Here is a 17917-nt window from a genome sequence, read left to right on the forward strand (position 1 = left end):
GTCAGCGGGCGCGGCGGAGGTTGACCACCAGGCCGACGGCGGCGAGCGCGGCGACCGCCAGCAGGAGCACCCGGTAGCCCCACGCCAGCTCGGTGGCGAACGACAGCACCCCGGTGACGCCGCAGGTGAGCAGCACCGTCGCGGCGAGGAAGGTCAGCACGCTGCGGCCTCCGCCGGGCGGTGGTGCGAACGCGCCGGCCACCGTGGCGTCGGCCGGGGGACGCACCTGCTCGTCCCGCCCGTCGGGTCCCTCGGCCATGCCGGTCCGCGTACCCGCGCCGGCACGCGGCATGCGCCGTCCCCGCGCCCCGGAGGACGCGGGGACGGCGCAGCTCAGCGCAGGGTGATCTGGCGGGACAGCAGGCCGGCCCGCGCGCGACGCTCGTCGGCGTTGAGCGGAGCGGTCTCGGCCAGGGCCTTCTCCAGCCGCGCCTGGAACTCCGTGGCCGGGGCGATCCAGTCGGCGGCCGGGGTGTCGGCGGGCAGGTCCCACACCGGGACGACGAGCCCGTGGGCGCGGAAGGCGCCGGCGTACCGGGTGCCCTCGCCCAGCAGGATCTGCTCGGCCGCGGACAGGCGGGCCAGCGCGTCGAGCAGCTGCTCCTCCTTCTCCGGGCGCACCCAGCGCAGGTGGGCGCGCTCGTTGCCCGGGCGCACCCAGTAGGCCGCCTCCAGCCCCTCGAGCCGGACGGTCGGCAGGATCGCCTCGTTGGCCTGCTGCAGCCCGGCCCGGGCGGCGGCGCCGGGCTCGGTGCCCTCCAGCCAGAACCCGAAGTCGTCGTGGACGGTGACCTCCATCGGCGCGGTCAGGTCCAGGACCTCCTGCAGCCGGGGCCCGGCCGAGCCGGCGCCGCCGATCGGGCCCGGGTCCACCGGTGCGCCGGCGGGGGCCTCCAGGGCGGCCGCGACGGCGGTGCCGAGGTCGCGGCTGACGTCGTCGGACGACGTCTGCAGCTGGGCGCCGACGAGGATCTCGCCGCTGGCGCGGACCAGCGCGGGCGCGCCGCCGGGCAGCACGCTGGCCAGCGTGATGTCGCGGCCGTCGGCCGCCTTCAGCTTCGCCGTCGCCGCGGGGACGAGCTCGCGCAGCGCCACCCAGTCCGCCTCGCCGGGCAGGCCCTCGAACGGGCGGGTGACGACGGGCGCGTAGCCGGAGCCGTGGCAGTGCTTGTAGCGGCGGCCGGAGCCGCAGGGGCACGGGGCCTTGGGGTTGACGCCGCCCTCGGCGACGGCAGTGCTGGAGGAGCGCTTGCGGGAAGCCATGCGAGCAGCGTAGGTGGACCGGTCCGTGGGCCGGAGCACACGCCTAGGCTGCGGCACGTGATCTCGGCCGTGGACCCCCTCGACCTCACCGCCCCGTCCTTCGTCGCCGACCCGTACCCGGCGTTCGCGCGGGCGCGGGCACAGGCGCCGGTGCAGTGGCACGAGGGGCTGGGCCTGTGGCTGGCGTTCACCCACGCCGAGGCCAACGCCGTGCTGCGCGACCGCCGGCTGGGCCGCATCTGGGCCGACAAGGAGCCCGGCGACCGGTTCGAGAGCTTCAACCTGATCCACCGGAACGCCATCCTGGAGATGGAGCCGCCGAACCACACCCGGTTGCGGCGGCTGATCACCAGCGCCTTCGCCCGCGGGCACGTGGAGCGGCTGCGGCCCTGGGTGGAGGAGCTGGCCGGGCGGCTGGCCGGCGAGCTGGTCGAGCGCTCGGGTGGCTCCGAGCCGGTCGACCTGCTCACCGGGATGGCCGAGCAGCTGCCGGTCGCCGTCATCGCCGAGCTGCTGGGTGTGCCGGAGGCCGACCGCCCGCTGCTGCGGCCGTGGTCGAACGCGATCGTGAAGATGTACGAGTACGACCGCACCCGGCAGCGGGAGGACGACGCCGAGCGGGCCGCCGACGAGTTCGTCGCCTACCTGCGGGAGCTGGCCGCCGACCGCCGTCAGCACCCCGGCGAGGACCTGGTCAGCCACCTGGTGAGCGTCCGCGACGCCGACGGCGACACGCTCACCGAGGACGAGCTGGTCACCACCTGCATCCTGCTGCTCAACGCCGGCCACGAGGCGACGGTGAACGTGACCGGGAACGGCATGCTCGCGCTGCTGCGGCACCCCGAGCAGCTGGCCCGGCTGCGCGCGGACCGCGCGCTGCTGCCGGCCGCGCTCGAGGAGCTGATGCGCTTCGACCCGCCGCTGCAGCTGTTCGAGCGCACCGCCACCGCCGACGTCGAGATCGGCGGCGTCACCGTGGCGGAGGGGCAGAAGATCGCCGCGCTGCTGGGCGCGGCCAACCACGACCCCGCCGTCTTCGCCGAGCCGGAGACCCTCGACCTCACCCGCACCGACAACCCGCACATCTCCTTCGGCGCCGGCATCCACTTCTGCATCGGCGCCCCGCTGGCCCGGGTCGAGCTGCAGGCCACGTTCGGTGCGCTGCTGGACCGGGCGTCGGTGCTGGAGCTGGGCGGGGAGCCGGTGCGCCGCCCCGAGTTCGTCATCCGCGGGCTGGACACCCTCCCCGTCGTCCTCACCCCCTGATCGCCGTTACCGAACCGTGACCTGACGGGCTGGGGCCCGGGCCGGCCGCCGATGTGTCTTCCGGGTGGAGACATCGGCGGAGGGTGGGCGCGTGGCACGACCGACGGACGACGGGTTCACGGACTTCGTCCGCGACCACGGGCCGGGGCTGCTGCGCACCGCCTGCCTGCTGACCGGTGACCGCGCCCGGGGCGAGGACCTCGCGCAGACGGCGCTGGCCCGGGCCTTCGCCCACTGGCCGAAGGTGCAGCGGGCCGACAGCCCGCTGGCCTACGTCCGCCGGATGCTGGTCAACAGCCACCTGAGCTGGCTGCGGCTGCTGCCCAACACCGAGCAGGTCATCGCCGCCGTGCCGGACCGCGGGGACGGCACCGACCTGCAGGCCGTGCACGCCCAGGCCGACGAACTCCGGACGGCGCTGCTCCGGCTCTCGCCGCGGGTGCGCACCGCCGTCGTCCTCCGGTACTTCGACGACCTCAGCGAGGCCGAGACCGCCCGGCTGATGCGGTGCTCCACCAGCACGGTCAACAACCACGTCAGCCGCGGGCTGGCCACCCTGCGCACCCTGCTGAACGGCCGGGGCGCCCACGAAGAGCTGTCGAGGAGGTCCTCGTGAACGAGGTCGAGCACTCCCTGCCGGCGCGGCTGACCGCGCTCGCCGACGACCTCGCGGCCGACGGCCACGTGTCGGCCGATGACGTCCTCGCCCGGCACCGGCAGCGGCGCCGCACCCGGGCCGGCGTGCTGGCGACGGCGGCCGCGGTGGTGACGATCGCGGTCGGCGTCCCGGCCACCGCCGGCTCGCTCTCGTCGGCGCCCGCCGGCCCAGCCGCGCCGGCTCCCGTCACGGTGCCGGCCGACGCGGCACGCGAGGCCGAGGCCGCACGCGACGCCGAGGCCGCGCGTGCGGCCGCCGAGGAGGCCCAGCGGGCCGCGGACGTGGCCGCACGTGAGGCCGCCGAGGCGGCAGCCGCCGCGGCCGCCGCGGCCGGGCCCGAGCTGGACGCCGCGCTCGCCGCCCTCGGCGGGCCGGTCGAGCTCAGCTCGCCGCCCGCCTGGGACCAGTGGTTCCCCGAGGGGAAGCCCTATCCGGGCGCGTTCACCGAGGAGGAGATGGCCACCTGCCCGCGGCTGGCCGCCGGGCTGGGCGCGGAGTTCGGGATGGAGTTCAGCTACTGGACCGGCACCCTGCCGGCCGGTCCGGTCGGCTGCACCTGGGTCCCCGTGCCGCTGTCCTACGACGGGCCCTACGACTACGCCTACCACGTGAGCGTCGGCTTCCTGGGGGACGGGACGACGGTGGAGCAGCTGCGGAACACCTTCGTCATGGGCGGCGGCCAGACGCAGTACCCGGGTGCGACGCCCTGCCCCTCGGCCGACGTCCCCGGCGGCGCCGCGCTGATCCGGTGCGCGGGGACGGACGAGCGCTACGACGCCCAGTGGACGCTGGCGGTGCCGGACGCCCGGGGAGCCGGCGTGTGGGTGCTCTCGGCGACGGCGCAGAGCTCGACCGGCCGCTCATCGGCCGAGGTGCTGACCGTGCTGACCGACCTGGTGGGGGAGAACTACGGCTGACCGCACCTCTGGATCGCCCGCGCGGTCACGGGCAGGATCGGGGCGTGCGCGGCGCCGGGACCCCGTCCGTCGACGAGGTGCTGGCCCGGCTGCGCGCGCTCGCCGACCCGGCGCGGCTGCCGGGCATGGCCCGGTACGGCATCGCCACCGAACACGCCTACGGCGTGACGGTCGGCGAGCTGCGCGCGGTGGCGAAGGAGATCGGCCGGGACCGTGACCTGGCGGCGCAGCTGTGGGACAGCGGCGGGCACGAGGCGCGCATCCTCGCCTCCCTGCTGGACGACCCGGCGCGCGTCGACGACGCGCAGTTCGAGCGCTGGGCCGCCGGCTTCGACTCCTGGGACCTCTGCGACCAGGTGTGCCAGAACCTCCTCCGGTACGCGGCGCCGGCCTGGACCAAGGCCGTCGAGTGGACGACGCGACCCGAGCCGCTGGTGAAGCGGGCCGGGTTCACGCTGATGGCGGGCCTGGCGGTCGCGGAGAAGCGGACCGACGACGAGCGGTTCGCCGCGCTGCTCGCACCGCTGGCCGCCGGCGCGGACGACGACCGGCCGCTGGTGCGCAAGGGCGCGAGCTGGGCGCTGCGCGCGATCGGGAAGCGCAGCACGGGCCTGCACCGGCTGGCGATCGAGACCGCCGAGCAGCTGCGGGCGGGCGGCGCCGGGGCCCGGTGGGCCGGCGCCGACGCGTTGCGGGAGCTGCACAGCCCCGCGGTGCGGGAGCGCCTCGCCCGGCGTCCGTGACCGCCCGCACCCGCGGTTCGCCGGCCTCGCGCTGCAGCCCGAGGGCGGCGTGCCGGAGGTGAGGTCGGTGATCGCACTGCTACCGCTGGAAGGTGAGCGCGGTCACTGGCAGGATCCGGTCATGCGCGGCTTGATGCAGGACTACCCCCTCACGATCGACTCGATCTTCCGGCACGTCGAGCAGCACTACGGCGACGGGACGATCGTCACCAACAACCCCGGCGGGGTGACCAGGGCGACGTACGCGGAGTGGGCGCAGCGCACCCGCAAGCTCGGCGGGGTCCTCGACACCCTCGGCATCAGCGCCGACGGGCGGGTGGGGACCTTCGGCTGGAACAGCCAGCGACACCTGGAGCTCTACTTCGCCGCGCCGTGCAGCGGGCGCGTGCTGCACACCCTCAACGTGCGGCTCTTCCCCGAGCAGCTGACCTACATCGCCAACCACGCCGAGGACGAGGTCGTCTTCGTCGACCGCACCGTCCTGCCCCTGCTCTGGCCGCTCATCGACACCATGAAGACCGTCAAGCAGGTCGTGGTCATGGACGACGGCGGCGACAACGAGATCCCCGACGACGACCGGATCCTCGACTACGAGACCCTGCTGGCCGACGCCGAGCCGGTCGAGTTCGCCGTCACGGACGAGTGGCGGGCCGCCTCGATGTGCTACACGAGCGGCACCACCGGCAACCCGAAGGGCGTCGTCTACTCGCACCGCTCGACGTTCCTGCACACGATGGGCGTGATGGCGCCCAACGCCTTCGGCCTGGGCATCTCCGACGTCGCGATGCCGGTCGTGCCGATGTTCCACGCCAACGCCTGGGGCATCGCGCAGGCCGCGCCTGCCGCCGGCGCCTCGCTGGTCATGCCCGGTGCGCTGATGCAGCCCGAGGCGCTGGCCAAGCTGATCGTCGACGAGGGCGTCACCTTCACCGCCGGCGTCCCGACCATCTGGCAGGGCGTGCTCCCCCACCTGGCCGGGCAGCCGCACAAGCTGCGCGACATCGGCTGCGGCGGGTCGGCGGTGCCCAAGGCGCTGAGCGAGGCCTACCGCGAGCAGGTCGGCATCCCGATCCTGCAGGCGTGGGGCATGACCGAGACCCACCCGGTCGCCTCCTCCGGCGTGCTGCCGAAGCGGTACGAGGACGCCGACGACGAGACGAAGGCGGCCCAGCGCGCCCGCGCCGGCATCCCGTTCCTCGGCGTAGAGGCCCGCATCGTCGACTCCGACACCCTCGAGCCGCAGCCGTGGGACGACAAGGCCACCGGTGAGCTGCAGGTGCGCGGCCCGTGGTGCGCGCAGGACTACTACCAGCCGGACGCCGGCGTGGAGCTGACCACGGCCGACGGCTGGATGAAGACCGGCGACGTCGCCGCGATGGACGAGTACGGCTCGATCCGCATCGCCGACCGCACCAAGGACCTGATCAAGTCCGGCGGCGAGTGGATCTCCTCGGTCGACCTGGAGAACGCGATCATGAGCCACCCGGCGGTGAAGGAGGCCGCCGTCGTCGGCATCCCGCACCCCAAGTGGGACGAGCGCCCGCTGGCCTGCGTCGTGCTCAAGGAGGGCGAGAGCGCGACCGAGCAGGACATCCTCGACCACCTCAAGCCGCTGGTGGCCAAGTGGTGGATGCCCGAGGGCGTCGAGTTCATCGACGAGGTGCCCAAGACCAGCGTCGGCAAGTTCTCGAAGAAGGACCTCCGCAGCCGCTTCGCCGAGTACGCGGTGAAGAGCTAGCCCCCGGAGGGAACCCGCGGCCGCCGTCGACCCGTCATCCTGGAGGAGGACGGGTCGGCGGGAGGTGGGAGTGGACCGGGACGAGGAGTTCGCGCGGTTCGTGGACGAGCGCTGGCCGGTGCTCGTCCGCTCCGCCGTGCTGCTCGGCTGCGCCCGCACCGAGGCCGAGGACCTGGTGCAGACGGCGCTGGTGCGCTGCTACGTGGCCTGGGAGAAGGTCAGCGGGGCCGGGAACCGGGACGCCTACGTCTACCGCGTGCTGGTCAACTGCCACCACGACAACCACCGACGTCGCTGGTGGCGGGAGCGGCCCACCGAGCAGGTCCCGGAGGTGCCGGCCGACGACGTCACCGGCCAGGTCGACGACGCGGACGCCGTCCACCGGGCGCTGCGCCGGCTGAGCCCGGCGCACCGGGAGGTCGTCGTGCTGCGCTACTACGCGCACCTGGGCGAGCAGCAGATCGCCGCGGCGCTGAAGGTCGCGCCCGGCACGGTCAAGAGCCGGCTGTCGCGCGCCCTGGCCCAGCTGTCGACCGACCTGGACCTCTCCGAACTGCGCGGCGGGAGGGCATCGTGACCGATCGGGAGACCTCGGCGCTGCTGGGGGACGCGGCCGACCGGGTGCCGGTCGGCCCGGCCCCGACGTCGCAGCTGCTGAAGGCCGGGCGCCGGGCGCGCCGGCGCCGCACCGCGGGTGTCTCGCTGGCGGTGGCCGCCGGCGTCGCGGCGGTGGTCGGCGGTGTGGCCACCGTCGTCGATCTGCCCGGTGGGGACGGCGCCGCCGACTCGGCCTCGGTGCTGGTCGCCGAGGAGCCGCGCGAGGACGCTCCGGGGGCGGCCGACAGCGGTCCGGGCACCGGCATGCCGCCGGCAGACGGCGGGGACCCGCCCGGCGCGGCCGCCGGCAGCGAGCTGTCCCCGCCTGCCGAGGACCCGACCGCCGGGCGCACCGGGCCGCTGGCCGGCACGGAGGCGAGCTCGTGCGCCGTCGAGTACAGCCCGGCCGCGCTCGGCAAGCAGGACTTCGCCTTCGCCGGCGTGGTGGTCGGCATCGGGCCCGCCGTCACCACCCGCCCGGGGCTGCCCGGGCCGCCGGAGGACCTCGTCGGGGTCACCTTCGCCGTGCAGGAGTGGTTCTCCGGCGGGTCGGGCGACACGGTCACCGTCGACCTCCCGGCGCCGTACGACGAGGCCGCCGGCAGCACCACGCCGGGCCCGGTCTACGGCGTCGGGTCGCGGCTGCTGGTCAGCGGAGCCGACCGGTGGGAGGGCGAGCCGCTGGAGCCGATCGCCTGGCTGTGCGGCTTCACCCGCTACTACGACGAGGAGACCGCGGCCGCCTGGCGCTGAACGTCAGCGGACGATCTCGGCGGTTCGCTTCCGCGCCGCCGTCCGCTCCTCACTCGCTGCGATGCTCCGCCGGCTGTCAGCGCACGAAGGGCTCCTCGCCGGTCTCGCTCACCATCGGCTTGCCGGCGGCCTGCCACTCCCCCATGCCGCCGCCGACGTTCACCGCGTCGAAGCCGTTGGCGTTCAGCCACGCGGCCACCCGCGCCGAGCGGCCACCGCCGCGGCAGGTGACGTAGAGCGGGTCGCCCTCGGGCAGTTCGTCGAGCTTGGCCGGGACGTCACCCATCGGGATGTGGGTGGCGCCCTCGATGTGGCCGTGCACCCACTCGTCGTCCTCGCGGACGTCGAGCACCACGGCGTCGGCGGGCAGCTCGGAGGCGGGCACGGTCGGAACCTGCTGCGGCATCACGGGGTCCATCGTGCCAGTGCCCCGGACATCCCGACCGGTGGACGGCTCTGCCCGGACACCGCTCTCCTGGCCGGGGCGCCTGCGAGGATGAGGGCGATGTCCCCCAGCCACCGGGCCGCCTCGCGGACCGCTCCCACCTCGCCCGTGCGCGAGCCCGCCTGGGAGCTGCCGCGGTCGGCCATCGGGCTGTGGGTGACCGAGAGCGTGTTCAGCACCATCGTCATGTGGCTGGCCGTCGGTGCCTTCCTGCTGTTCGCCCCCTCCGACGGCGGTCCCCTGCCGTTGCTGCACCGGGTGCTGCCGGTCGCCGCGGCCCTCTACGGGGTCGTCGCGATGGGCATCCGCCCGTGGTTCAAGCACCGGGTGTACCGCTGGGAGATCACCGCCGAGGCCGCCTACACCCGCACCGGCTGGCTCACCCAGACCTGGACCCTGGTGCCGATCTCCCGCATCCAGACCGTCGACGTCACCCGCGGCGTGCTCCAGCAGATGTTCGGCCTGGCCACCGTCGCGGTGCTCACCGCCTCCAGCCAGGGCACCGTGCGGATCTCGCACCTGGAGCACGACGTCGCCCAGCGCGTCGCCGAGGACCTCGCCCACCGCGCGGAGCAGGTCCGCGACCAGGCCACGTGACCGCTCCCCCACCGGCCCGGCGCACGTCCCCCCGGATCGTGCTCGTGCACACGGTCACCTTCCGGCAGGCCCGCCAGTTCGTGCCGGTGCTCATCCCGGTCGGCGCCGCCACCGGGTTCGGCGGTGGCACCGGCACGGTCATCGCCCTCGTCGTGGCCGTCACGCTCTTCTCCCTGGCCGCGGCCGCCGTGACCTGGTGGCGGTTCAGCTACGCCGACGGCCCGACGGCGGTCGTCGTCACCCGGGGCCTGCTCTCCCGTTCGGTGCGCACCGTGCCCAACGACCGCATCCGCGGTGTGGAGGTGGAGGCGCCCGCGCTGCACCGCCTGTTCGGGCTGGTCCGGGTGCGCATCGACGCCGCCGCCGGCACCGCCGCCGGGCAGGAGGAGGAGATGGTCGTCGACGGCGTCCCGCGCGCCGAGGGCGACCGGCTGCGGGTCGCCGTCCTCACCCACCGCTCCGCACCGCTGGCGCAGCCGGACGCCGATGCCCCGGCGCCACCGGAGGAGGAGCTCTCCCGCTGGGACAACCGGTGGCTGTTCTACGCACCCCTGGTCGGCAGCTACCTCGCGCTGCCGCTCGCCGGGATCGGCGCGCTGTTCCGGCTGGGCGAGGAGCTGCCCGACGACCTGCTCGACCGCCTCCCCGACGTCGACGTCCCGTCCGGGTGGGTGATCGGCGCGGTCGTCCTCGGCATGCTGCTGCTGGTCCTCGCCGGGTCGGTCATCGGCGCCGCGATCGTCAACTGGGGCTTCCGGCTGGTGCTGCGCGGCACCACGCTGGTCTCCGTCCGCGGCCTGTTCACCCGGCGGCACACCGAGCTCGAGCTCGACCGCATCCGCGGCGTCGCCGTCTCCGAGGGGCTGGGCATGCGGCTGGTGCGCGCCGCCCGCGCCGGCGCGCTGGTCACCGGCCTGGGCGACGCCGAACGGCGCGGGCAGCTGCTGCCGCTCGGGCCCCGCGACGAGGCATGGACGCTGACCCACCGGCTGGTCGACGACCCGGGCCCGCTCCGCGCCCATCCCCGGGCCGCGCTGCGCCGCCGGATCGTGCGGGCGCTGACCGTCGGGCTGGGGGTCAGCGCGGGCGGCGCGGCGCTGCTGGCCACCACCGGCCGCTGGGACGTGCTGGCGGCCGGCGTCGCGCTGACCGTCCTCGGCGTCCCGCTCGCCTACGGCCTCTACGGGGCGCTCGGGCACGCGGCGGGCCCGCACTCGTTCAGCGTGCGGCGCGGCTGGCTGGTGCGCGAGCAGGTGGTGCTCGAGCAGCGCGCGGTCGTCGGCTGGGAGATCCGGCAGTCGTTCTTCCAGCGGCGCGCGGGGCTGGCGACGGTCACCGCCTGCGTGGGCGCCGGCAGCGGCGGCTACGCCGCCGTCGACATGGCCGCGGGCGACGTCGCCGCCTTCACCCTCGCCGCCTCCGAGCCGTGGGCCGGCGCGCTCGAACGGCCACGGCGGGACGGCGCCCGGGTGTAGGGAAGGGAAACCTTCCCTCACCGGCGCTTGGCGAGCCGGGACCCGGGTAGCTGGCCGGTCGATGACCCCCCGGCGAGCTCACCCCGCGAGGCCGCCGGCCTGCCTGCCCGGCGCCCCGGAGTCCTTCCCGAGGCCGACCCGTCCGGCCAGCGCCGCCGCCTCCACCCGGGTCGCCACGCCCAGCCGGCGCAGCAGGTGCGCGACGAGGCGCTTGGTCGTCCGCTCCGAGACGTGCAGCGTCGTGGCGATGTCCACGGTGCTCGTGCCGTCGGCGATCAGCCGCCACAGCCGCCGCTCGTCGGCGGTCAGCGTGTCGGCGATGCTCTGCTGCCCGGACGGCGCCGCCTCGTCGAGCAGCTGGCGCAGCACCGCCTCCGGCAGCACCGACCAGCCGTCCAGGACGGCGAGCAGCGGCCGCACCAGCGCCTCCGGGTCCGCGGTCTTGGGCAGGAAACCCGACGCCCCGGCACGCAGCGCCTCGATCGCTGCATCGGCCTCGGCCAGCCCGGAGAGCGCGACCACCCGGACCAGCGGATCGGCGCGGCGGATCGCCGCGATGGCCCTGGTCCCGCCGGGCGGCGGCATGTGCAGGTCGACGATCGCCACGTCGGCGTGGTGCCGGCGCACCAGCGCCGCGGCGGCCGACGCGTCCTCCGTCGTCCCCACCACCCGGACCCTGCCGCCGCTGAGCCCCGGCAGCAGCAGGCTCAGCCCACGCGTGAACAACGGGTGGTCGTCGACGACGACCACGTCCACCGGCGGCCTGCGGTCAGCAGCGGTCGCGTCGTCGGTCTCTCCCACATCGCTCCTGACGGTCGGTGCGTCTCCCGGCGCCTCCGGCCGGTGCCCGAGGAGGTGCCCGTGACCCTGGCTGCCGACACGCAGGCGTCCACGCGTAGTCGTGGACTGCTCAACGATCTCGCTCGAGTGCTGCGCGCGCATCTCCCGCGCCCGCGCCGGGCCTCCGCCACCGAACCGGAGGCGCCCAGCCCCGAGGACGCCGTCGTCCGCGCGCTCTGCCACGACATGCGGAGCCCGCTGGCCTCGCTGGAGGCGGTGCTGGGCTCCCTGGACCGCGCACCCGCGCAGGCCGGCGAGCTGCTGGCGCTCGCCCGGGCCCAGACCGCGCACCTGTCGTCGATGCTGCGCACCGCCGACGCGACCGGGGGTGCGGAGCGGCGGTCGCCGGGCACCCGCCGCCTCGACGACGTGCTCCGGGCGTCGGTGGCCGCCTCGGGGCTGCCCCGGTCGCAGCTCACGTGCGAGCTGGACGACGGCGCCGGGGACGTCGGCGTCGCCGACGCCCGCGTGCAGCGCATCCTGATCAACCTGCTGGAGAACGCCCACCGCCACGGGGACGGCGCCCCCGTGCGGCTGCGGGTGACCACCCGCAGCGGCTGGGTCGACCTGGCGCTCAGCCAGACCGGCGTGCCCGTGGACCGCGTGGTCCAGCACCTGCAGACGGCGAAGCCGCCGGTGGACCTCACCGGGCTCGGGCTGTGGTCGGTGCAGCGGCAGGCCGGCGAGCTCGGGGGCCGGGTGCTGTGGTTCGAGGAGGGCGAGACGTTCACCCTCCTGGTGCAGCTCCCGGACCGCTGAGCCGACGACAGCCGGGTCGTGCCCAGTGGGGCCCGGAGGGTTCCGCGCAGGCGCGGCGGCAGGCGGGCGCCAGTGGGGGACGGCACGTGGCCGCGGTGTCGTCCGGAGGACGACCGTGTGATTGGCACCGGCGGGCCACCGGACGGCACCGGTGGGCCACCCGGGGCGGGCAGATCCCCTGTGTCACCGCAAACGCGGGACGGCGACGACGCAGAGGAGAACACCGTGTTCACGCACACCCAGGCGCTGCAGTACGAGGCCAAGCCCGACGGCCCGGACCCGGACTTCGCGCGCAAGCTCCAGGAGGTCCTCGGCGGTCAGTGGGGCGAGATGACCGTCGCCACCCAGTACCTGCTGCAGGGCTGGAACTGCCGGCTGCCCGGCAAGTACAAGGACATGCTCCTCTCGATCGGCACCGAGGAGCTCGCCCACGTCGAGATCCTCGTGACGATGATCGACCGGTTGCTCGACCACATGCCGCTCAAGCCCGACGCGTCGGACCGCACCAAGGAGGCGGCGGCGGGCTACGGCCAGCACAACCCGCAGCACCCGCTCACCAACGGCGGCGGCGCGTCCTACATGGACAGCATGGGCAACCCCTGGACCGGCGCCTACGTCACCGCCAGCGGCAACCTGATGGCCGACTTCCACTACAACGCCACCGCCGAGATGCAGGGCCGGCTGCAGGTCGCCCGGCTCTACAACATGACCGACGACCCGGGCGTCAAGGAGACCCTGAAGTTCCTCATCGCCCGTGACCACATGCACCAGATGCAGTGGCTCGCCGCGATCGAGGAGCTCAAGGCCGACGGGCTCGAGGGCATCCCGGTGCCCGAGGCCTTCCCGATCGAGGAGGAGCCCGGCGACGCCGGCTACGCCTTCATCCTCGCCTCCGACGGCCCCGAGGCGGCCGCCGGCCGCTGGGCGCACGGCCCGACCCCGGACGGCCGCGGCGAGTTCACCGCCCGCCCGATCGAGGCCGCCGCCGACGCCCCGGTGCTGCCCCCGGGCGACCCGCGCCTGTTCCCGACGCCGCAGATGCCGGGCCAGTCGATGCTGCAGAAGGCCAAGGACCTGCTCACCTGAGGTCTCGCACCACCCCGTTGCGCCGTCGCCGTGCCGGTGGCCCACCCTCTCCCGGGTGCGGCCGCCGGCCCGGCGGGCCACCCCCTCCAGGAGGTCCTGCCGTGCACCCCCACCTGCACCTGCCCCGCCTGCCGGTCCCTGCGGTCCTGCTCTCCGTGGTCTACCTGGCCGCGATCGCCGTCGCGGTCAGCGCCCCCGGCCAGCACGCGGTCGCCGGCCTCGTCGTCCTCACCGGCCTGGTCGCCCGCTGGGCCGTCCGCGCCCGCCGCCCCGAGCGCTCGGCCACCCCGGTGGCGCTCGCCGTCGCGGGCACGGCCACCGCGGTCGACGCCGTCCTCACCCCCGAGCCCGCTCCCGCCCGCATCGCCGCCTGACCGCGGCGCCGGGCCCGGCGCCCATCCGCCGGCCGACGTGCTCACCGCCCTCACCGTGAGGTCGCCGACCGCGTGCTGCAGCGCGAGGCCGGCCACCCCACCGCGAGGTCCGGCGTCCGTACCCGGCGACCCGGGAACGCGCGAGGCGCGCGCCCCCCTCGGGGGACGCGCGCCTCGGCTGGTGCCCCGTCCCAGGAGGACGGGGTCCGTGCTCAGTGGTTGACGGCCTTCTCCGCCCCGATGCCGGTGAAGGCACGGACCTCGAGCTCGGCCCACTTCGCCTCGTTCGGCTTCTCCTTGGTGAGCACCGTGCCCAGGTACCCGAGGAGGAACGACGCCGGGATCGACACCAGGCCCGGGTTGCGCAGCGGGAACCAGGCGAAGTCGGCGTTCGGCAGCATCGACGTCTCCGTGCCGGACACGACCGGCGAGAAGACGATCAGCCCGATGCAGATGATCAGACCGCCGTAGATCGACCACAGCGCGCCCTGGGTGGTGAACTTCTTCCAGAACAGCGTGTAGAGGATTGTCGGCAGGTTCGCCGAGGCGGCCACCGCGAACGCCAGCGCCACGAGGAAGGCGATGTTGATCCCGGCGCGCAGCGCCAGGATGCCCAGCCCGATGGAGACCGCGCCGATGACGACCGCGGTGATCCGGGCGACCCTGACCTCGCCGTTCGGCGGGACGTCGCCCTTCTTGATCACCGAGGCGTACACGTCGTGGGCGAACGAGGCCGACGCGGTGATCGTCAGACCGGCCACCACCGCCAGGATGGTCGCGAACGCGACGCCGGCGATGATGCCCAGCAGGACCGTGCCACCGAGCTCGAACGCCAGCAGCGGCGCGGCGGCGTTGACCCCGCCGGGTGCCGCGACGATGGTCTCGGCGCCCACCATGGCACCGGCGCCGTAGCCGATGACCAGGCTGAACAGGTAGAAGATGCCGATCAGCCAGATCGCCCAGACCACCGACGTGCGGGCGGCCTTCGCCGTCGGCACGGTGTAGAAGCGCATCAGCACGTGCGGCAGGCCGGCCGTGCCGAGCACCAGGGCCAGCGCCAGGCTGATGAAGTCCAGCCGGGTCGCCTCGCTGACGCCGTACTGCGCGCCCGGGTTGAGCACGTTCTCGTTGCCGGCGCTGTCCACCGCGCCGCCGAGCAGCGCGGAGAGGTTGAAGCCGTAGTCGGCGAGCACCCAGATGGTCATCACGAGCGCGCCGGCGATGAGCAGGCTGGCCTTGATGATCTGCACCCAGGTCGTGCCGCGCATGCCGCCGACGAGGACGTAGAAGATCATCAGCGCGCCGACGATCGTGACGACCAGCGCCTCGGCCACCGGCCCGCTCACGCCGAGCAGCAGCGCGACCAGACCGCCGGCCCCGGCCATCTGCGCGAGCAGGTAGAACAGCGAGACGGCCAGCGTGGAGATGGCGGCCGCGGTGCGCACCGGTCCCTGACGCATCCGGAAGGCCAGGACGTCGGCCATGGTGAACCGGGCGGTGTTGCGCATCAGCTCGGCGACGAGCAGCAGCGCCACGAGCCACGCCACCAGGAAGCCGATGGAGTAGAGGAAGCCGTCGTAGCCGTAGATGGCGATGGCGCCGGCGATGCCGAGGAACGACGCCGCCGACAGGTAGTCGCCGGCGATGGCCAGGCCGTTCTGCTGGCCGGTGATGGTGCGGCCGGCGGCGTAGTAGTCGGCGGCGCTCTTGTTGTTGCGGCTGGCCCGGAAGGTGATGGCCAGGGTGATGACGACGAACGCGCCGAAGATCGAGATGTTGATCGCCGGGTTGCCGATGGTGGCGTCGGCGGCGAGCACGTCAGGCACGGGTGGCCCCCTGGGTGTCGGTCGGGTTGCCGGCGGTCGTGCCGGGCGCGAAGTCGTGGGCCTCGAGACGGTCGCGCATCTCGTCGGCGATGGGGTCGGTGCGCTTGTTGGCGTGCGCGACGTAGAGGTGCGTGATGACGAACGTGGTGACGAACTGGCCGAGGCCGAACAGCAGCCCCACGTTGACGTTGCCGAAGACCTGCGTCGACATGAAGTCCGTCGCGTACGTCGAGAGGAAGACGAAGAGCAGGTACCAGACGATGAACGCCACGGTCATCGGGAAGGCGAAGCTGCGGAAGCGCTTCTTCAGCTCCACGAACTCCGGTGAGTCCTGCGCAGCGCGGTACTCCTCGGGCGTCAGCAGACGCCGTTCATGTGGATCGGTCACGGTGCGAGCTCCTGGTTCGATCGAGCGGGGCATCGGCATGCGGACAGCCGGGACTGTGAGCCCTGTCACGGTAGGGCGCACGGGCCGAGGAGAGCGCCGGTCGCGCCGCCGCTGCGCCGAGCGGTGAGCAGGAGTCGTCGTACGGCAGGTCCGGCGGGACGAGCGGTCGCGCGGCGCACCTCGGCGCGGCCCGAGCGCGCCGTGCCCGGCGCGGTCCGGCCTCCCCCGGTGCCACGTCCGAGCGCATGATCTCCCTGGTCAGGGAGCCGGGCTCACCGCGGCAGGATCCCTCGGTCGAGCTGCACCGCCTCGGGAGTGTGCAGCCGGACCATGGTGCGGGCGGCGTGCCGCGGCACCCGCCGGGGCGTGGCCAGCGACACCGCCACCATGGTGAGGAACGCGAGCGGGACGGTCCAGGCCGCCGGCTGGGCGAGCAGCGCGCCGGGCCAGCCGACGGGTGCCGCGCCGAGCAGGGTGGCGACCACCGCCGCGCCGGCACACCCGCCGCCGACGAGCATGCCCGCGATCGCACCGGCGTCGGTCAGCCGGCGCCACCAGATGCCGAGCACCAGCAGCGGGCAGAAGGTGGAGGCGGCGAAGGCGAAGGCCAGCCCGACGGCCTGGGCGACGCCCACTCCCTCGGCCAGCAGGGCCAGGCCCAGCGGGACGAGGACGGCGACGACGGCACCGACCTGGAAGGCGCGCACGCCGCCGAACCGGCGGCCCAGGACGTCCTGGCTGATCACGCCGGCCACCGCGACGGTCAGCCCGGACGAGGTGGACAGGAACGCCGCGAACGCCCCGGCGGTGGTGAGCGCGGACAGCAGGTCGCCCAGCGTGCCGGCCACCATGCGTGCCGGTAGCTCCAGCACCACCGACTCGGTGTTGCCGCTGGCGATCAGGTCCGGCGCGTAGAGCCGACCCAGCCCGCCGTACACCGGTGGCAGGAGGTAGAAGAGCCCCAGCAGCGCCAGCACGAACAGGGTCGTGCGCCGCGCCGCGGCCCCGTCGGGGTTGGTGTAGAAGCGCACCACGACGTGCGGGAGGCCCATCGTGCCGAGGAACGTGGCGACGATGATCGAGTACGTGGTGTAGAGCTGGTACTCGCCGGTCCCGGCCAGCGGCGACTCCCAGGAGTCCCCGGGCGTCGTCCCGGTCGAGGCAGGGGACACCCCGCCGTCGCCGAGCCAGATGGTCACCATGAACAGCAGCGGGAACAGCAGCGCGGTGAGCTTGAGCCAGTACTGGAAGGCCTGGACGAAGGTGATACTGCGCATGCCGCCGAACAGCACGTTGACCAGCACCACCGTCGCGACGAGCACGCCGCCCAGCCAGGCCCCGGTCCCGGTGGTGGCGGCCAGCGCGATCCCGGCGCCCTGGAACTGCGGCATGAGGTACAGCCAGCCGATGGCCACGACGAGCAGCGCGGACAGCCGGCGCACCCCGCGCGACTCCAGCCGGCTCTCGGCGAAGTCGGGCAGCGTGTAGGCGCCGGAGCGGCGCAGCGGCGCGGCGACGAGGACCAGCAGGACCAGGTAGCCGGCCGTCCAGCCGACCGGGTACCACAGCATCTCCGTGCCGAACGCCAGCACCAGACCGGCGACGCCGAGGAAGGACGCCGCGGAGAGGTACTCCCCGCCGATGGCCGAGGCGTTCAACCCGGGCCGCACGGTGCGGGAGGCCACGAAGAAGTCGCTGGTGGTGCGGGAGAACCGCCAGCCGTAGGCGCCGACCGCCAGCGTGGCCACGACGACGGCCGTGACCGCGATGACGCTGTAGCCCGCGGCGCTCACGAACGGCTGCTCATCGGCCGGGGGTCACGAGCGGTCGAGCACGTCGGTGAAGGCGCGTTCGTTGCGCTCGGCGGCCCGCACGTAGAGCCAGCCGATCGCGAGCAGGAACGGGTAGACGGCGAACGCCAGGAGGAGCCACGGGAGCGGCACGGCGAGCACCTGGACGCTGGACAGCTCCGGCGCGAGCCAGAACAGCAGGGGGATCCCGCCGACTCCCACGACGAGGGTGGTGAGGGCGAGCAGCGCCAGCCGGAGCTGGGAGCGCAGCAGCGAGGACATGTACACCTCGCCCAGGGCGGTCTGGGCGTCGATCTCGCTGGCGACCGGGACCAGCTGCACGCGTGCGGCACCGGTGCGCGGGCTGGTGACGCGCACCCGGCGGGGCGGGGTCTCCGGCAC

General features: G+C 74.5%; 20 protein-coding genes. 12 read left to right on the plus strand and 8 right to left on the minus strand.

Translation table 11 applies throughout. The features are described from left to right. Nucleotide 1: 1 nt before the first annotated feature. Complete coding sequence (locus tag ACI79T_RS15590) at nucleotides 2-259, minus strand: hypothetical protein (RefSeq protein ID WP_456610990.1); 258 nt, start codon at nucleotides 257-259, stop codon at nucleotides 2-4. A gap of 74 nt (nucleotides 260-333) precedes the next feature. Continuing rightward, entirely contained in the window at nucleotides 334-1263 is a 930-nt protein-coding gene (locus ACI79T_RS15595) for a DUF5926 family protein (RefSeq protein WP_456610991.1), read from the minus strand. Nucleotides 1264-1320: 57 nt separating this feature from the next. On the opposite strand from ACI79T_RS15595, the gene ACI79T_RS15600 reads away from it, so the two are divergent. From ACI79T_RS15600 to ACI79T_RS15630, 7 genes are all read left to right on the plus strand, one after another. After that, a complete protein-coding gene (locus tag ACI79T_RS15600) occupies nucleotides 1321-2529 on the plus strand; it encodes a cytochrome P450 (protein ID WP_456610992.1) in 1209 nt (402 codons plus the stop codon). Nucleotides 2530-2620: 91 nt separating this feature from the next. After that, entirely contained in the window at nucleotides 2621-3145 is a 525-nt protein-coding gene (locus ACI79T_RS15605) for a SigE family RNA polymerase sigma factor (protein WP_456610993.1), read from the plus strand. Beyond that, a complete protein-coding gene (locus ACI79T_RS15610) occupies nucleotides 3142-4104 on the plus strand; it encodes a hypothetical protein (protein WP_456610994.1) in 963 nt (320 codons plus the stop codon). The genes ACI79T_RS15605 and ACI79T_RS15610 overlap by 4 nt, the downstream gene beginning before the upstream one ends. A gap of 44 nt (nucleotides 4105-4148) precedes the next feature. Further along, nucleotides 4149-4847: a DNA alkylation repair protein gene (locus tag ACI79T_RS15615; RefSeq protein ID WP_456610995.1), complete on the plus strand. Its 699-nt coding sequence runs from the start codon at nucleotides 4149-4151 to the stop codon at nucleotides 4845-4847. 121 nt (nucleotides 4848-4968) lie between these two features. Beyond that, a complete protein-coding gene (locus tag ACI79T_RS15620) occupies nucleotides 4969-6585 on the plus strand; it encodes a long-chain fatty acid--CoA ligase (RefSeq protein WP_456610996.1) in 1617 nt (538 codons plus the stop codon). A 70-nt stretch (nucleotides 6586-6655) separates the two neighbouring features. Then, complete coding sequence (locus tag ACI79T_RS15625) at nucleotides 6656-7162, plus strand: SigE family RNA polymerase sigma factor (RefSeq protein WP_456610997.1); 507 nt, start codon at nucleotides 6656-6658, stop codon at nucleotides 7160-7162. Beyond that, nucleotides 7159-7935 (plus strand): hypothetical protein, encoded by a 777-nt coding sequence (locus tag ACI79T_RS15630; RefSeq protein WP_456610998.1) that lies wholly within the window; start codon nucleotides 7159-7161, stop codon nucleotides 7933-7935. Before ACI79T_RS15625 ends, ACI79T_RS15630 begins: the two co-directional genes overlap by 4 nt. Nucleotides 7936-8011: 76 nt before the next feature. Here ACI79T_RS15630 and ACI79T_RS15635 read toward each other — a convergent pair whose 3' ends face one another. Beyond that, nucleotides 8012-8341 carry a rhodanese-like domain-containing protein gene (locus ACI79T_RS15635; protein WP_456610999.1) on the minus strand — a complete coding sequence of 110 codons (330 nt, stop codon included), beginning with the start codon at nucleotides 8339-8341 and terminating at the stop codon, nucleotides 8012-8014. Between the two features lie 99 nt (nucleotides 8342-8440). On the opposite strand from ACI79T_RS15635, the gene ACI79T_RS15640 reads away from it, so the two are divergent. After that, the gene (locus tag ACI79T_RS15640) at nucleotides 8441-8977 is read left to right on the plus strand and encodes a PH domain-containing protein (protein ID WP_456611000.1); all 537 of its coding nucleotides are present in this window, start codon (nucleotides 8441-8443) and stop codon (nucleotides 8975-8977) included. Further along, nucleotides 8974-10452 (plus strand): PH domain-containing protein, encoded by a 1479-nt coding sequence (locus ACI79T_RS15645; protein ID WP_456611001.1) that lies wholly within the window; start codon nucleotides 8974-8976, stop codon nucleotides 10450-10452. Before ACI79T_RS15640 ends, ACI79T_RS15645 begins: the two co-directional genes overlap by 4 nt. A 78-nt stretch (nucleotides 10453-10530) precedes the next feature. Here ACI79T_RS15645 and ACI79T_RS15650 read toward each other — a convergent pair whose 3' ends face one another. After that, on the minus strand, nucleotides 10531-11253 hold the full coding sequence (locus ACI79T_RS15650; protein WP_456611002.1) for a response regulator: 723 nt from the start codon (nucleotides 11251-11253) through the stop codon (nucleotides 10531-10533). 60 nt (nucleotides 11254-11313) lie between these two features. Between ACI79T_RS15650 and ACI79T_RS15655 the strand changes: the two genes are divergently transcribed. From ACI79T_RS15655 to ACI79T_RS15665, 3 genes are all read left to right on the plus strand, one after another. Next, a complete protein-coding gene (locus ACI79T_RS15655; protein WP_456611003.1) occupies nucleotides 11314-12051 on the plus strand; it encodes a sensor histidine kinase in 738 nt (245 codons plus the stop codon). Between the two features lie 225 nt (nucleotides 12052-12276). Continuing rightward, entirely contained in the window at nucleotides 12277-13137 is an 861-nt protein-coding gene (locus ACI79T_RS15660) for a manganese catalase family protein (RefSeq protein WP_456611004.1), read from the plus strand. A gap of 101 nt (nucleotides 13138-13238) precedes the next feature. Then, nucleotides 13239-13511 (plus strand): hypothetical protein, encoded by a 273-nt coding sequence (locus tag ACI79T_RS15665; RefSeq protein ID WP_456611005.1) that lies wholly within the window; start codon nucleotides 13239-13241, stop codon nucleotides 13509-13511. Between the two features lie 212 nt (nucleotides 13512-13723). Here the strand turns inward: ACI79T_RS15665 and ACI79T_RS15670 are convergent, their stop codons facing one another. The 4 genes from ACI79T_RS15670 to ACI79T_RS15685 all read right to left on the minus strand — a co-directional run bounded on the left by ACI79T_RS15670 (nucleotide 13724) and on the right by ACI79T_RS15685 (nucleotide 17917). Next, a complete protein-coding gene (locus ACI79T_RS15670) occupies nucleotides 13724-15337 on the minus strand; it encodes a solute symporter family protein (RefSeq protein WP_456611006.1) in 1614 nt (537 codons plus the stop codon). Next, complete coding sequence (locus tag ACI79T_RS15675) at nucleotides 15330-15725, minus strand: DUF485 domain-containing protein (protein WP_456611007.1); 396 nt, start codon at nucleotides 15723-15725, stop codon at nucleotides 15330-15332. The genes ACI79T_RS15670 and ACI79T_RS15675 overlap by 8 nt, the downstream gene beginning before the upstream one ends. Nucleotides 15726-15997: 272 nt before the next feature. Then, nucleotides 15998-17518, minus strand: a complete 1521-nt coding sequence (locus tag ACI79T_RS15680; RefSeq protein ID WP_456611008.1) for a sodium/solute symporter — start codon at nucleotides 17516-17518, stop codon at nucleotides 15998-16000. A 24-nt stretch (nucleotides 17519-17542) separates the two neighbouring features. Further along, nucleotides 17543-17917: a hypothetical protein gene (locus ACI79T_RS15685; RefSeq protein WP_456611009.1), complete on the minus strand. Its 375-nt coding sequence runs from the start codon at nucleotides 17915-17917 to the stop codon at nucleotides 17543-17545.

This window comes from Blastococcus sp. SYSU DS0619 (assembly GCF_054051035.1).

Excerpts from the sequence above, each read along its gene's own strand:
- ACI79T_RS15590 (WP_456610990.1), bottom strand. The coding sequence starts at position 259 with ATGGCCGAGGGACCCGACGGGCGGGACGAGCAGGTGCGTCCCCCGGCC.
- ACI79T_RS15595 (WP_456610991.1), bottom strand. The coding sequence starts at position 1,263 with ATGGCTTCCCGCAAGCGCTCCTCCAGCACTGCCGTCGCCGAGGGCGGC.
- ACI79T_RS15620 (WP_456610996.1), top strand. The coding sequence starts at position 4,969 with ATGCGCGGCTTGATGCAGGACTACCCCCTCACGATCGACTCGATCTTC.
- ACI79T_RS15635 (WP_456610999.1), bottom strand. The coding sequence starts at position 8,341 with ATGCCGCAGCAGGTTCCGACCGTGCCCGCCTCCGAGCTGCCCGCCGAC.
- ACI79T_RS15640 (WP_456611000.1), top strand. The coding sequence starts at position 8,441 with ATGTCCCCCAGCCACCGGGCCGCCTCGCGGACCGCTCCCACCTCGCCC.